The organism is Citrobacter sp. Marseille-Q5395 (genome assembly GCF_947057495.1).
GTDB lineage: Bacteria > Pseudomonadota > Gammaproteobacteria > Enterobacterales > Enterobacteriaceae > Citrobacter > Citrobacter murliniae.
On sequence record NZ_CAMSEL010000005.1, the window covers coordinates 216306 to 229454 of the forward strand.

Sequence of the window (13149 nt, forward strand, 5' to 3'; positions counted from 1 at the left end):
TAACTTACGGAGATTCGTATGAAGCCGTCCATTATTCTCTACAAAGCGTTACCTGACGATTTGCTGCAACGCCTGGAAGAGCATTTTACTGTGACTCAGGTGCCCAACTTGCGCCCGGAAACAGTAACACAGCACGCACAGGCCTTTGCCAGCGCGGAGGGACTGTTAGGCTCAAGTGAAACCGTCAATACCGCCCTGCTGGAGAAAATGCCCAAACTGCGTGCGACATCAACAATCTCCGTCGGCTATGACAATTTTGACGTCGATGCTCTCAACACACATAAGGTGCTGTTGATGCACACGCCAACAGTGCTGACAGAAACCGTCGCTGATACGGTGATGGCGCTGGTGCTAAGCACAGCCCGCCGCGTGGTTGAAGTAGCTGAACGAGTGAAAGTCGGTGAATGGACCAAAAGTATTGGCCCAGATTGGTTTGGCACCGATGTGCACCACAAAACGCTGGGGATTGTCGGCATGGGCCGAATTGGGCTGGCTCTGGCGCAACGTGCTCATTTCGGTTTTGGCATGCCGATTCTCTACAACGCGCGACGCCACCATAAGGAAGCAGAAGAGCGCTTCAACGCGCGTTACTGCGATCTGGACACACTGCTGCAGGAGTCTGACTTTGTCTGCCTGATTCTGCCGTTAACAGAAGAAACGCATCACCTGTTTAGTACAGAGCAGTTTGCCAAAATGAAGTCCTCCGCCATTTTCATCAATGCGGGTCGTGGTCCGGTCGTGGATGAAACCGCGCTGATTGCTGCTCTAAAAAACGGGGAGATTCATGCGGCAGGTCTGGATGTATTTGAGCAGGAACCGCTGTCGGTAGACTCACCGTTGCTGTCACTGCCAAACGTAGTGGCAGTACCGCATATTGGCTCAGCAACCCATGAAACACGCTATAACATGGCGGCCTGTGCGGTAGATAACTTAATCGATGCGCTACAAGGAAAGGTCGAGAAAAACTGCGTGAACCCGCAGATTTTGGGGTAAAAAATACCGGGTTGCGTTAACGCATACCCGGCATTTTGTATATAGCTGTAGGCCGGACAAGGCGAAGCCGCCATCCGGCACACTGCCATTACTGGGCTGCACTCACCGCAGCAGTCCAGGCTTGAGTAAAGGCCTGGTGCTGAGAAGCCAGCGGGCCAATCAGCGTATTGTACTGACTTGCCTGTTGTGATGTTGGGAACTGGATACCGTTCGCAACAAAGCTCACCTGCGTATCCTGTTGCGCCACAAAATCACCTACCTGTACCAACTGCTGCGTGAAGATTTGCGCGGCAGGTATCAGCGGCTGTAACGCCTCAGCAGGCGCGGTTACCACTTTGTTGTAGACCTGATCAAAAACAGGCTTCAGGTCGTCGCTCTGCTTCAACGCACCGTGTGCAGCATCGGCCTGGAGTTTCGCGTTCTGCAACTGCTGTCCTAACACACCCAGCGCACCATTTGCCTGACGTAGCGGTTCACGCTGAGTCACATAATCCTGAGGAACACGAATTGCATTGACGCTATCAACAACCGGACGCAGACCGGAGTCCATCGCCTGATTTACCTGCTGCGAATAGCCGTAAAGAATCGCGTAATCGGACACAAACGGGCCAAACTGTTTTTTCTGATCGGCGGTAAGCGTCGGTAAACGCTCCCCACTACGCATTGCAGTATTCTGCAGAAAATCGATAAACGCTTTACGCTGATCGCCTTCTTTATCAAAACACCCACTCAGGCCAACTACCATTAAGAGCGCCAAAACAGGCGCAAACCAGCGAGAGCAGGACTTACCTGTCGCCATTTTAATACTCCTTTCACCCAAAAATGCGCACAACGACACCCGCGTGCCTGACGATGACAAGGATAGTCCAGGTCAGCCCCGCAAGATACCCTTTCCACATAATCTTGTAAGGGAAAATCCCCCTTCCCATCGTCCTTCCTTTACTAACCAATGTTCCATTCCTCGCACGGTGTAATTTTTTAGTAATCTTTACAATTGGGATCCGTTGTCTGGAGATCCCGACCGTTATCAAATCGTTAGCAAACTACAGGTTGCCCCACGCGAGACGCTGAAACGAATCCATAACCAGAACCTTCAGTCCGCCTTCATTTTTTACGACTATTCTTAATGAGCTTTGATCAAATTCACGATCCCGTTGTGTGATTTTAGGAGTTCTCAATGGAATACAAAGATCCTATGTTTGAACTGCTGAGCAGTCTGGAACAGATTGTTTTTAAAGATGTATCGCAGACGGTAACCCTGACGCAAAAATCCAACCCTTTCACCGAATTTGAACAGCTACGACGAGGGACTGGATTAAAAACAGATGATTTTGCCCGTGTAATGGGCGTGACGGTCGCGATGGTCCATGAGTGGGAGTCTAAACGCGTAAAGCCTTCCAGCACTGAATTGAAATTGATGCGCCTGATACAGGCGGACCCAAGATTAAGTAAGCAGTTGATGGATTAGAACATTTTTCACATTTGATTTAAGAACGGCCCTGAAAAAGGGCCGTTTTCTCACCGTCGCTATCCACAAAAAAGAAAATAGTAGTTGCATCCCTATGCGTAAAATGAGTTAATGCACTCAACGGTTTGACGTACAGACCATTAAAGCAGTTTAGTAAGGCAAGTCCCTTCAAGAGTTATCGTTGATACCCTTCGTAGTGAGCATTTCCTTTACTGTTAAAAAATCTGTAAAGCACGCCATATCGCCGAAAGGCACACTTATTTTTTAAAAGGTAATACACTATGTCCGGTAAAATGACTGGTATCGTAAAATGGTTCAATGCTGACAAAGGTTTCGGCTTCATCACTCCTGACGATGGCTCTAAAGACGTGTTCGTACACTTCTCTGCTATCCAGAACGATGGCTACAAATCCCTGGACGAAGGTCAGAAAGTTTCCTTCACCATCGAAAGCGGCGCTAAAGGCCCGGCAGCTGGCAACGTAACCAGCCTGTAAGCTTAAAAAAGCTCAGAATTCAAGATCCCTGCCAAATGGCGGGGATTTTTTTATTTGCACGTTGCGATAAATCCCTCTCCTCTCTTCTTTGCATTACTTTACCCACTACACCTTTGACCTTTCCCTAAGGGCAAGCTTTATAGTACGTCGGCATGTATTCCACAATTTTCACAAGGAATTGAAGCTATGTCGAAATCCTCACTGCTGCTGCTTTTGGGTTTATTCACAGCCAGTAACGTATTTGCAGCAACCCCAGAGTCAACCTTTCTGGCGCAACATGGGCTTAGCGGGAAATCCGTCGAACAAATGGTAGAAACCATTGACCAGTCGCCTCAGAGTCGTCCATTACCCTACTCTGCTTCCGTTACCAGTACGGCTCTTAAGCTGTCTTCCGGTGAGCAGGTTTATACACTGCCGCTCGGCGATAAGTTCTACCTGTCCTTTGCCCCTTATGAATGGCAAACGCACCCCTGCTTTAACCACAGTCTCTCTGGCTGCCAGGGCGAAATGCCTGAGAAGACTTTTGATGTCAAAGTGACGGATAACAAAGGTGATGTTGTCGTACAAAAAGAGATGAAAAGCGGCCGTAATGGATTTATCGGCGTATGGCTACCGCGCAATATAGAAGGCACGATCGAAGTGAGTTATAACGGTAAAAGTGCGGCTCATTCCATTAAGACGATGAATGATAGCCAGACCTGCCTGACAGAATTGCAACTGCGCTGATAGCATAAAAAAATGCCGGATAGCGCAATTTTGCTTATCCGGCATTTTCTAAGTCATTTCACGACAATTACTGCAGCAGTGAAATATCCGCCACGCGCAGGAACAGCTCGCGCAGTTTTTCGAGCATAGAGAGACGGTTAATACGTAGCTCTTTATCCTCGACGTTCACCATCACTTTCTCGAAGAAAGCATCTACAGGCTCACGCAGTTCAGCCAGCTCAACCAGCGCTTCCTGGTAGCGGCCTTCAGCGAAGAACGGCTCGAGCTTGTCACGCAGCACGACAACCTGCATCGCCAGCGCAATCTCTTCCGGCTCTTTCAGCGTTGACGCATTCACGCGGTCATTCAGCTTCTCTTCTGACTTCGCCAGAATGTTCGATACACGTTTGTTGGCAGCAGCCAGCGCAGATGCGGCTTCCAGCGTACGGAAGTGCGAAACCGCCTTCATGCGTGCGTCGAAATCAGCCGGACGAGTCGGACGACGCGCCAGCACAGCCTGAATGGTATCAACGCTGTAACCTTCATCCTGATACCAGGCGCGGAAGCGGCCGAGCATAAAGTCGATAACGTCATCAACCACATTGGCGTTAGTCAGCTTATCACCGTACAGACGAACCGCTTCTTCGGTCAGCGTTTGCAGATCCAAAGTCAGGTTTTTCTCAACAATGATACGCAGTACGCCCAGCGCAGCACGACGCAGTGCAAACGGGTCTTTGTCACCTTTCGGATGCTGGCCGATACCGAAGATACCCGCCAGGGTGTCCATCTTATCGGCAATCGCTACCGCACAGGCAACCGGGTTGGACGGCAACTCATCGCCGGCAAAGCGAGGCTGATATTGTTCGTTCAGCGCCACAGCAACATCTTCCGCTTCGCCATCATGACGTGCGTAGTGCATGCCCATCACGCCCTGAGTGTCAGTGAACTCGAAGACCATGTTGGTCATCAGGTCACATTTTGACAGCAGGCCCGCACGGGTCGCATGATTAACATCAGCGCCAATCTGACCGGCAATCCAGCCCGCCAGCGCCTGAATACGATCGGTCTTATCACGCAACGTACCCAGTTGCTGTTGGAACAGCACGGTTTGCAGGCGCGGCAAATGGTCTTCCAGACGTTTTTTGCGGTCGGTATTGAAGAAGAACTCGGCATCAGCCAGACGCGGGCGAACCACTTTCTCGTTACCGGAGATGATTTGCTGTGGATCTTTAGACTCGATATTGGCGACGAAAATAAAGTTCGGCAGCAGTTTGCCGTCGTTCGCATATACCGGGAAGTACTTCTGGTCACCTTTCATGGTGTGGACCAGCGCTTCAGAAGGTACGGCGAGGAATTTTTCTTCAAATTTTGCCGTCAGCACCACTGGCCATTCAACCAGAGAGGCGACTTCTTCCAGCAGACTTTCGCTCAGATCGGCGTTACCACCAATCTTACGCGCCGCTTCTTCGGCATCGGCTTTAATTTTTGCCTTACGCTCGGCGTAATCGGCAATCACTTTACCGCGCTGACGCAGGATTTCAGGATACTGATCGGCATTGTCGATGGTGAATTCCGGCTCGCCCATAAAGCGGTGGCCACGAATCACGCGATCGGACTGAATACCCAGGATCGTTGCCGGAATAACTTTGTCGCCCAACAGCAAGGTCACAGTGTGAACCGGACGCACAAAGTGAACATCAGACGCACCCCAACGCATCAGTTTCGGGATCGGCAGCTTAGCCAGCGAGGTGGCGATCATGTCAGGCAGCAGCGTTTCAGCACTTTCGCCTTTCACATGCGCACGATACAGCAACCACTCACCTTTATCGGTGGTCAGGCGTTCAGCCTGATCAACAGTGATGCCGCAACCACGCGCCCAACCCTCTGCCGCTTTGCTCGGATTACCGCTGGCATCAAATGCCTGGGCAATTGCCGGACCGCGTTTTTCAACTTCGCGGTCAGGTTGAGACTCAGCCAGAGCGGCTACCTTCAGCGCCAGACGACGCGGGGCGGCAAACCACTCAACATTGCCGTGCGCGAGGCCGGCGTTATCCAGCTCCGCGGTAAAGTTCGCAGCAAAGGACTCTGCCAGGCTGCGCAGTGCTTTTGGTGGCAGCTCTTCAGTGCCGATTTCCACCAGAAAAGTTTTCTCAGACATGGCCGCCTCTTATTTGTCTTTGTTGCACATCGGGAAGCCAAGGGCTTCACGGGAAGCGTAGTAAGCTTCTGCCACTGCTTTAGTCAGGGTGCGAATGCGCAAAATATAGCGCTGACGCTCGGTGACGGAGATGGCTTTACGCGCATCCAGCAGGTTGAAGCTATGGGCGGCTTTCAGAATACGCTCGTAGGCAGGCAGCGGCAGCGGATTTTCCAGTGCCAGCAACTGCTGAGCTTCTTTCTCGTACTGCTCGAAGCAGGTAAACAGGAAATCCACATCGGCGTATTCGAAGTTGTAGGTGGATTGCTCCACTTCGTTCTGATGGAACACGTCGCCGTAAGTGGTTTTACCCAGCGGGCCGTCGCTCCAGACCAGGTCGTAAACGCTGTCTACGCCCTGAATGTACATGGCCAGACGTTCCAGACCGTAGGTAATTTCCCCGGTCACCGGCTTGCATTCCAGACCACCCACCTGCTGGAAGTAGGTGAACTGCGTGACTTCCATGCCGTTCAGCCACACTTCCCAACCCAGACCCCAGGCACCCAGCGTTGGGTTTTCCCAGTTATCTTCCACGAAACGAATGTCGTGAATGGTCGGGTCCATACCCAGCTCCTTCAGAGAGCCCAGGTACAGTTCCTGAATATTGTCCGGTGACGGCTTAATGACGACCTGGAACTGATAGTAGTGCTGTAAGCGGTTCGGGTTTTCGCCGTAGCGACCGTCGGTCGGACGACGAGAAGGCTGCACATAAGCAGTTGCCATCGGCTCCGGCCCCAGCGCGCGCAGGCAGGTCATTGGGTGAGAAGTCCCCGCGCCGACTTCCATGTCCAATGGTTGAACAATGGTGCAGCCCTGGCGAGCCCAGTAATCCTGTAAGGTCAGGATCAAGCCCTGGAAGGTCCTGGTATCAAACTTTTGCATATTATTTCGTGCTGGATACGTGTGGATTTAAAGGAAGCGGTCAGTATACCCGCTGGCTGCAAGATATACAGTACGAAACGGGAAAAAGGGGGCACTTAGCGCATGGAAAGGTGCAAAAACTGCCCGTCTGCATCAAATGAGCAGACAAAACTCTCTTTACGGAAGGTAGAACCGCGCATCTCATAGCTACCCTGGAATTGTTCAAAGCCGGTAACATCAATTTTCTGGGTCGCAGTGTTATAGCGTTCCGCAGCCTCATTTTTGCACAATGATTCCATATCCAGCGAACGCGTAGGAGTGACTTTGACCTTTTGCGCCTTCTGTTCGGCCGCGGACGATTGAGGGTCGGCGCATCCTGCCAACAGGAAGGTTGTCACCATCACAGGAAAGAAATACTTCATCATCATTTTATTACCGCCTGTTTTGCTGGTCAGTCTTATTATTATTTATGTCTGAAACTCGATTCCTATTGTGAGAATCTCCTCGGACCACCACAAGCTTTAGCGTAAGAACTCGGATTATTCCAGTGAGACACGCCGACAAAATGCCAGTCAGATTATTTTTAAATGGAAACAGAGGAACTGATGCAGCCCAAAATTTTCTGGATTGATAACCTGCGAGGGATTGCCTGTTTAATGGTAGTTATGATTCATACCACTACCTGGTACATCACTAATGCGCAAATCGTCAGCCCAGTAAACTGGGATCTTGCCAATGTGCTAAATTCAGCCTCACGCGTCAGCGTACCGTTGTTTTTTATGATCTCGGGTTACCTCTTTTTTGGCGAGCGAAGTGCTCAGCCACGACATTTTGTGCGTATCGCACTCTGCATTCTGTTTTACAGCTCCGTAGCACTGGCCTACATCCTGTTATTTACCTCAATCAATGCCAGGCTATCGCTAATAAATCTGTTGCAGAAACCGGTTTTCTATCACCTGTGGTTTTTCTTCGCCATCGCCGTCATCTATCTGGTATCACCACTGATTCAGGTAAAGAATATCAGCGGGAAAACGCTGCTGGCGCTAATGGTTGTACTTGGTGTCATTGCCAATCCCAACACCGTATCGCAAAAAATCGGCGGTTTTGAGTGGCTGCCCATCAACTTATACATCAACGGCGATACGTTCTATTACATCCTGTACGGCATGCTGGGGCGGGCAATTGGCATAATGGAGACGCAAAAACGCGCATTAACCTGGCTCAGTGCGTTACTGTGTCTCGTTAGCGTGGTTATTATTTCTCGGGGGACGTTGCATGAACTCCACTGGCGAGGCAATTTTGCCGATACCTGGTATCTCTATTGCGGTCCAATGGTATTTATTTGCGCTATATCACTGCTGACACTAATCAAAAATACGCTCGGCACGCGCACCATACCGGTACTTGGTCTTATTTCTCGCCATTCACTGGGTATTTATGGCTTCCATGCGCTGATCATTCATGCATTGCGCACGAATGGGATCGAGTTTAAAGCGTGGCCCCCGCTGGACATGCTGTGGATTTTTAGCGCCACCCTGGCAGGTAGCTTGCTGCTTTCCATACTGTTGCAACGAATAGATACGCGCAGACTGGTGAGTTAAGTCTCATCAGGTTGATCTTTTTTCAACGGACGCAACAGCAGGATCTGTCCCAGTAAACCCATTACGAATGCCGCCGGATACAGCCCCATTTCGACAGGTAATAACGGGGCATTCCATATTCCTACCAACAGTAATCCTGTTGTTATCAATGCCACCATCTGACATACAGAGGAAAAGCGTTCATCATTCTGATTAAGATTTTTAGCATGATGATAAGCATACGTAACGAACATCCCCGTCACCAACACACCCAAAAAATACCCTTTTCCACTCAACAGTGGGCATGCCCGCCATAAACCAACAATGTAAATAAGTGCGCCAGAAAGGAATAACATCCATGACCACAACCTCAAAGTCTTCATTGGGATCTCCTTATCCATCAGGGATGATGATATGAAGTACCCAAAGGAGATCACACAGGAAATAGTGCCAACGCTGAGATTTAAGAATTAATTCATACTCAATTTCTATTGTTTTGATTTAGTCATACAGAAGATTTATCCCCCTCTACTGAGCAGAGAGGGATAAGGTCAGGACATTAGCGGTAGCAATTGCTGGTAGATACGACGGAAGGTTTCGCGACGTTGCTGAAAGAGAGCATGGCGCTCTGCGTCAGGGTAATGCGACTGCTCCAGCACAAGCTGAGGCAGTAAATCAGATAATGGCTTCCGGGGGTTTATTGCAATTTGCGCCAAACGTGCCGCCCCCAAAGCAGGGCCGACATCGCCACCAGTACGGTAATCCAGTTGCAATCCACTGATATCAGACAGCATCTGTCGCCAGTATTCACTGCGCGCCCCACCACCAATCAACGTAATGCTGGCCGGTTTAACGCCGCAGGCATGCACCACATCCATCCCGTCTGCCAACGCAAAACCGACCCCTTCCAGAACAGCTTGAGCCAGTTCAGCCGGACCATGTTGATGGGTCAAACCAAAAAACACGCCCTTCGCCTGCGGGTTGTTGTGCGGCGTACGTTCACCGGACAGATAGGGTAAAAACCAGACAGGACCGGCGTTGTCATCCGCCTGTTGCGCCGCGCTAATCAGTGCCGGAACGTTCGCCAGCCCGGTTAATTTCGCCGCCCAGTCAAGACAGGACGCCGCGCTGAGCATAACCGACATCAGGTGCCAGCGCTCAGGTAAGGCGTGGCAAAAACTGTGCACCGCGCTTTCTGGTTTGCTGAGGAACCCATCACTGACCGCAAAATAGACACCAGATGTACCTAGCGAGAGCATCGCCTGACCAGCATTCATCATGCCTATGCCGACCGCTCCTGCCGCGTTGTCACCACCGCCAGCAACGACCGGGACTTCCGACATTCCCCATGATTGGGCAACAGCAGGCAACAGTGTCCCGGTAATTTCGCTACCTTCATACAAAGCAGGCATATGCTCACGGGTCAGACCACATGCTTCCAGCATGACATCACTCCAGTCACGCTTCGCCACATCCAGCCACATCGTACCCGCCGCATCAGACATATCGCTGGCAAAATCACCGGTCATGCGCAGACGCAGATAATCTTTCGGTAACAGGACTTTCTCAGTCTGGCGGAAAATCTCCGGCTCATGGCGTTGAACCCACAGCAGTTTTGGCGCAGTAAAACCAGGCATCATCAGATTGCCCGTGATCTTACGGGACTGCGGAATCAGATTTTCCAGCATCACGCACTCTTCAGCGCAGCGTCCGTCATTCCACAAAATTGCCGGGCGTAATACCTTCTGTTGCTTATCAAGTAGTGTCGCACCGTGCATTTGTCCGGCAATCCCTAGCGCCTTCACCCCTCTGAGTGAATGTTGCTGAGACAGCGCTTTTACGGCGCGATCCGTTGCCAGCCACCACTGTTCAGGATCCTGCTCCGACCATAACGGATGAGGACGTGAGACCGTGAGCTTCTCCGCTTGTGAGGCCACCACATCACCCTGCTCGTTCAGCAGGATTACCTTTACGCCTGATGTACCAAGATCTATCCCGATATACATAGGGTATCTTTCCTTAAAGAAATGCCCGGTAGCGCAAAGCTATCCGGGCTTACGCACGCTCTCAGAGGCCTGTTATTTGTCGAACAAATACTGGTTTACCAGATTTTCCAGCAGTTCCTGATGACCGCTTTGGTGCACTGGTGCCAGGTTATGTTGTTCAGCGTACTGCGCAATTTCCGTTAACGTCATCTGACCTTTCAGAATTTGCTGGCCCAGCTCACTATTCCAACCGGCATAGCGTTTTGCCACTCGCTGATCCAGACCACCGTCTTCAATCATACGGGCCGCGACTTTCAGCGACAGCGCCATGGTATCCATAGCACCAATATGCCCATAAAACAGATCGTATTTATCGGTGCTCTGGCGACGTACTTTGGCATCAAAGTTCAGACCGCCGGTGGTGAAGCCACCTGCTTTCAGGATTTCGTACATCACCAGCGCATTCTCTTCCACGCTGTTCGGGAACTGGTCAGTATCCCAGCCCAGTTGCGCGTCACCGCGGTTTGCATCAACAGAGCCAAACAGACCAAGGGCGATAGCGGTGGCGATCTCATGATGGAATGAGTGACCCGCCAGTGTGGCGTGGTTTGCTTCGATATTCAGTTTGATCTCTTTTTCCAGACCGAACTGCTTCAGGAAACCATAAACAGTCGCTGCATCGTAATCGTACTGGTGTTTTGTTGGTTCCTGCGGCTTCGGTTCGATCAGCAGCGTCCCCTGAAAACCAGTTTTGTGTTTGTGCTCCACCACCAGTTGCATAAAGCGTCCGATCTGCTCGCGTTCCTGACGCAGATCGGTATTCAGCAGCGTTTCATAACCTTCACGACCGCCCCACAGGACATAGTTCTCGCCGCCTAATTTATGCGTGGCATCCATGGCAGTCACGACCTGCGTGGCCGCCCAACTGAAAACTTCCGGGTCCGGATTAGTGGCCGCGCCTGCGCCGTAACGCGGGTTAGTAAAGCAGTTTGCCGTACCCCACAGCAGTTTTACACCGCTCTGTTCCTGTTTTTCCGCCAGAACATCAACCATCTGGGCAAAGTTGTTTTTATACTCTTTCAGCGAGGCACCTTCAGGTGAGACGTCAACATCGTGGAAACAGTAGTAAGGCACGTTCAGTTTGTGGAAAAACTCAAATGCCACATCCGCTTTCCGCTTCGCTAATTCCAGCGCTTCACCAGACTGTTGCCACGGGCGATTAAACGCGCCAACGCCAAACATATCTGCACCATTCCAGCAAAAGGTATGCCAGTAGCAGGCCGCAAATCGCAAATGATCTTCCATGCGCTTACCCAACACAATTTCATCTGGGTTGTAGTGACGGAATGCTAATGGATTGGTTGATTTAGTGCCTTCATAACGAACACGATCAAGCTGGTCAAAATAGGCTTGCATAATGAGCTCCATAATCAGGTAATGCGGCGGGTGATTGATAATGTCGTAATATTGGGCACTCCCCACATATTGCTCAATTATGTTATTTCACACTGCTATTGAGATAATTCACAAGTGTGCGCCACTTCTCAAAATAAAAACCTTCAATTAAAAAAACGTTACTTATCAAAGATAAATGTAATCATGCTGGTCAATCATTTAAAATAAGATCCCGGTCATAAATTAGAAAATAAACCAAAAAACGTAACTGGAAGATAAAAATCTATAATTGCCTTCTGTGCATTACCTGTTAAAAATCTGCTACGTCTTACGCTGTGATTGTTACTTTTACTGTTGTCTATCCCCTACAAAAGGCATCACGATTATGAAGATGAAAAATATTTTACTCACTGTCTGTACCTCTCTTTTACTCACCAGCGTCGCAGGTCATGCCAAAGAAGTTAAAATCGGTATGGCAATTGATGATCTCCGTCTGGAACGCTGGCAGAAAGACCGCGATATTTTCGTCAGCAAAGCTGAATCTCTCGGGGCGAAAGTATTTGTGCAATCGGCGAATGGTAATGAAGAAACCCAAATGTCGCAGATTGAAAACATGATCAACCGAGGCGTTGATGTCCTTGTGATAATCCCTTACAACGGCCAGGTATTAAGTAACGTTATCAAAGAAGCAAAACAAGAAGGGATAAAAGTACTGGCTTACGATCGCATGATCAATGATGCCGATATCGACTTTTATATCTCTTTTGATAATGAAAAGGTCGGAGAATTACAGGCTCAATCATTAGTCAATATCGTACCACAAGGAAATTATTTTCTGATGGGCGGTTCACCAGTCGATAATAATGCGAAACTGTTCCGTGCCGGACAAATGAAAGTATTAAAACCGTATATCGACAGCGGAAAAATTAAGGTTGTGGGCGATCAGTGGGTTGACGGTTGGTTACCTGAAAATGCCTTAAAGATTATGGAAAATGCGTTAACCGCCAACAATAACAAAATTGATGCAGTGGTTGCCTCAAATGACGCAACGGCTGGCGGTGCGATCCAGGCGCTGAGCGCACAAGGGTTATCAGGAAAAGTCGCTATTTCCGGACAGGATGCAGACCTTGCAGGTATCAAACGCATCGTTGCTGGAACACAAACGATGACAGTTTATAAACCCATTACTCTGCTCGCTAATACTGCCGCAGAGATCGCAGTCGAACTCGGAAATGACCAACAGCCAAAAGCTGATTCCACGCTGAATAATGGCCTGAAAGATGTTCCTTCCCGGCTACTAACGCCAATTGACGTGAACAAAGACAATATTAACGAGACAGTCATCAAAGACGGATTCCACAAGAAAAGCGATCTATAAGCGTTATGCCCTCTGCAAAATCGGAGGGCAACAAACGTGGTTTCAAAATAGCCACGGGTATACGTGAACGTCCACGCAGGGTTCTCTTATTGG

13 protein-coding genes are annotated in these 13149 nt (G+C 49.9%); 6 read left to right on the forward strand and 7 right to left on the reverse strand.

All coding sequences use genetic code 11. The annotated features are described in order from the left end of the window. The first annotated feature begins 18 nt into the window (after positions 1–18). Positions 19–993: a glyoxylate/hydroxypyruvate reductase GhrB gene (gene ghrB / locus OH663_RS07245; RefSeq protein WP_045448688.1), complete on the forward strand. Its 975-nt coding sequence runs from the start codon at positions 19–21 to the stop codon at positions 991–993. Between the two features lie 88 nt (positions 994–1081). Here the strand turns inward: ghrB and OH663_RS07250 are convergent, their stop codons facing one another. After that, the gene (locus OH663_RS07250; RefSeq protein WP_045448690.1) at positions 1082–1792 is read right to left on the reverse strand and encodes a DUF3053 domain-containing protein; all 711 of its coding nucleotides are present in this window, start codon (positions 1790–1792) and stop codon (positions 1082–1084) included. Between the two features lie 378 nt (positions 1793–2170). Here OH663_RS07250 and OH663_RS07255 point away from each other — a divergent pair, with 378 nt between their 5' ends. The 3 genes from OH663_RS07255 (at position 2171) to cueP (ending at position 3681) form a co-directional block, all read left to right on the forward strand. Then, positions 2171–2461: an HTH-type transcriptional regulator gene (locus OH663_RS07255; protein ID WP_045448692.1), complete on the forward strand. Its 291-nt coding sequence runs from the start codon at positions 2171–2173 to the stop codon at positions 2459–2461. Positions 2462–2742: 281 nt separating this feature from the next. Next, complete coding sequence (cspE, locus tag OH663_RS07260) at positions 2743–2955, forward strand: transcription antiterminator/RNA stability regulator CspE (RefSeq protein WP_000014594.1); 213 nt, start codon at positions 2743–2745, stop codon at positions 2953–2955. A gap of 186 nt (positions 2956–3141) precedes the next feature. Next, positions 3142–3681: a copper-binding periplasmic metallochaperone CueP gene (gene cueP, locus OH663_RS07265; protein ID WP_045448698.1), complete on the forward strand. Its 540-nt coding sequence runs from the start codon at positions 3142–3144 to the stop codon at positions 3679–3681. A gap of 67 nt (positions 3682–3748) precedes the next feature. Here cueP and glyS read toward each other — a convergent pair whose 3' ends face one another. The 3 genes from glyS to OH663_RS07280 form a co-directional block, all read right to left on the reverse strand. Next, a complete protein-coding gene (gene glyS, locus OH663_RS07270) occupies positions 3749–5818 on the reverse strand; it encodes a glycine--tRNA ligase subunit beta (RefSeq protein WP_045448701.1) in 2070 nt (689 codons plus the stop codon). A gap of 9 nt (positions 5819–5827) precedes the next feature. Next, entirely contained in the window at positions 5828–6739 is a 912-nt protein-coding gene (gene glyQ / locus OH663_RS07275; RefSeq protein WP_001168551.1) for a glycine--tRNA ligase subunit alpha, read from the reverse strand. 95 nt (positions 6740–6834) lie between these two features. Continuing rightward, complete coding sequence (locus OH663_RS07280; RefSeq protein WP_045448705.1) at positions 6835–7146, reverse strand: YsaB family lipoprotein; 312 nt, start codon at positions 7144–7146, stop codon at positions 6835–6837. A 177-nt stretch (positions 7147–7323) separates the two neighbouring features. Between OH663_RS07280 and OH663_RS07285 the strand changes: the two genes are divergently transcribed. Then, the gene (locus tag OH663_RS07285; RefSeq protein ID WP_045449826.1) at positions 7324–8319 is read left to right on the forward strand and encodes an acyltransferase; all 996 of its coding nucleotides are present in this window, start codon (positions 7324–7326) and stop codon (positions 8317–8319) included. Here the strand turns inward: OH663_RS07285 and yiaB are convergent. From yiaB to xylA, 3 genes are all read right to left on the reverse strand, one after another. Beyond that, the gene (yiaB, locus tag OH663_RS07290) at positions 8316–8681 is read right to left on the reverse strand and encodes an inner membrane protein YiaB (protein WP_045448707.1); all 366 of its coding nucleotides are present in this window, start codon (positions 8679–8681) and stop codon (positions 8316–8318) included. The two genes, OH663_RS07285 and yiaB, sit on opposite strands and share 4 nt — an antisense overlap. Positions 8682–8849: 168 nt before the next feature. Continuing rightward, entirely contained in the window at positions 8850–10304 is a 1455-nt protein-coding gene (gene xylB / locus OH663_RS07295) for a xylulokinase (RefSeq protein ID WP_200011291.1), read from the reverse strand. 72 nt (positions 10305–10376) lie between these two features. Continuing rightward, positions 10377–11699, reverse strand: a complete 1323-nt coding sequence (gene xylA, locus OH663_RS07300) for a xylose isomerase (RefSeq protein ID WP_200011288.1) — start codon at positions 11697–11699, stop codon at positions 10377–10379. 364 nt (positions 11700–12063) lie between these two features. Between xylA and xylF the strand changes: the two genes are divergently transcribed. Beyond that, positions 12064–13056, forward strand: a complete 993-nt coding sequence (xylF, locus tag OH663_RS07305; protein WP_045448714.1) for a D-xylose ABC transporter substrate-binding protein — start codon at positions 12064–12066, stop codon at positions 13054–13056. The last annotated feature ends 93 nt before the right edge of the window (positions 13057–13149 follow it).

Coding starts and splice junctions, on each gene's coding strand:
- ghrB (WP_045448688.1), top strand. CDS start 19: ATGAAGCCGTCCATTATTCTCTACAAAGCGTTACCTGACGATTTGCTG.
- OH663_RS07250 (WP_045448690.1), bottom strand. CDS start 1,792: ATGGCGACAGGTAAGTCCTGCTCTCGCTGGTTTGCGCCTGTTTTGGCG.
- OH663_RS07255 (WP_045448692.1), top strand. CDS start 2,171: ATGGAATACAAAGATCCTATGTTTGAACTGCTGAGCAGTCTGGAACAG.
- cspE (WP_000014594.1), top strand. CDS start 2,743: ATGTCCGGTAAAATGACTGGTATCGTAAAATGGTTCAATGCTGACAAA.
- cueP (WP_045448698.1), top strand. CDS start 3,142: ATGTCGAAATCCTCACTGCTGCTGCTTTTGGGTTTATTCACAGCCAGT.
- glyS (WP_045448701.1), bottom strand. CDS start 5,818: ATGTCTGAGAAAACTTTTCTGGTGGAAATCGGCACTGAAGAGCTGCCA.
- glyQ (WP_001168551.1), bottom strand. CDS start 6,739: ATGCAAAAGTTTGATACCAGGACCTTCCAGGGCTTGATCCTGACCTTA.
- OH663_RS07280 (WP_045448705.1), bottom strand. CDS start 7,146: ATGATGATGAAGTATTTCTTTCCTGTGATGGTGACAACCTTCCTGTTG.
- OH663_RS07285 (WP_045449826.1), top strand. CDS start 7,324: ATGCAGCCCAAAATTTTCTGGATTGATAACCTGCGAGGGATTGCCTGT.
- yiaB (WP_045448707.1), bottom strand. CDS start 8,681: ATGAAGACTTTGAGGTTGTGGTCATGGATGTTATTCCTTTCTGGCGCA.
- xylB (WP_200011291.1), bottom strand. CDS start 10,304: ATGTATATCGGGATAGATCTTGGTACATCAGGCGTAAAGGTAATCCTG.
- xylA (WP_200011288.1), bottom strand. CDS start 11,699: ATGCAAGCCTATTTTGACCAGCTTGATCGTGTTCGTTATGAAGGCACT.
- xylF (WP_045448714.1), top strand. CDS start 12,064: ATGAAGATGAAAAATATTTTACTCACTGTCTGTACCTCTCTTTTACTC.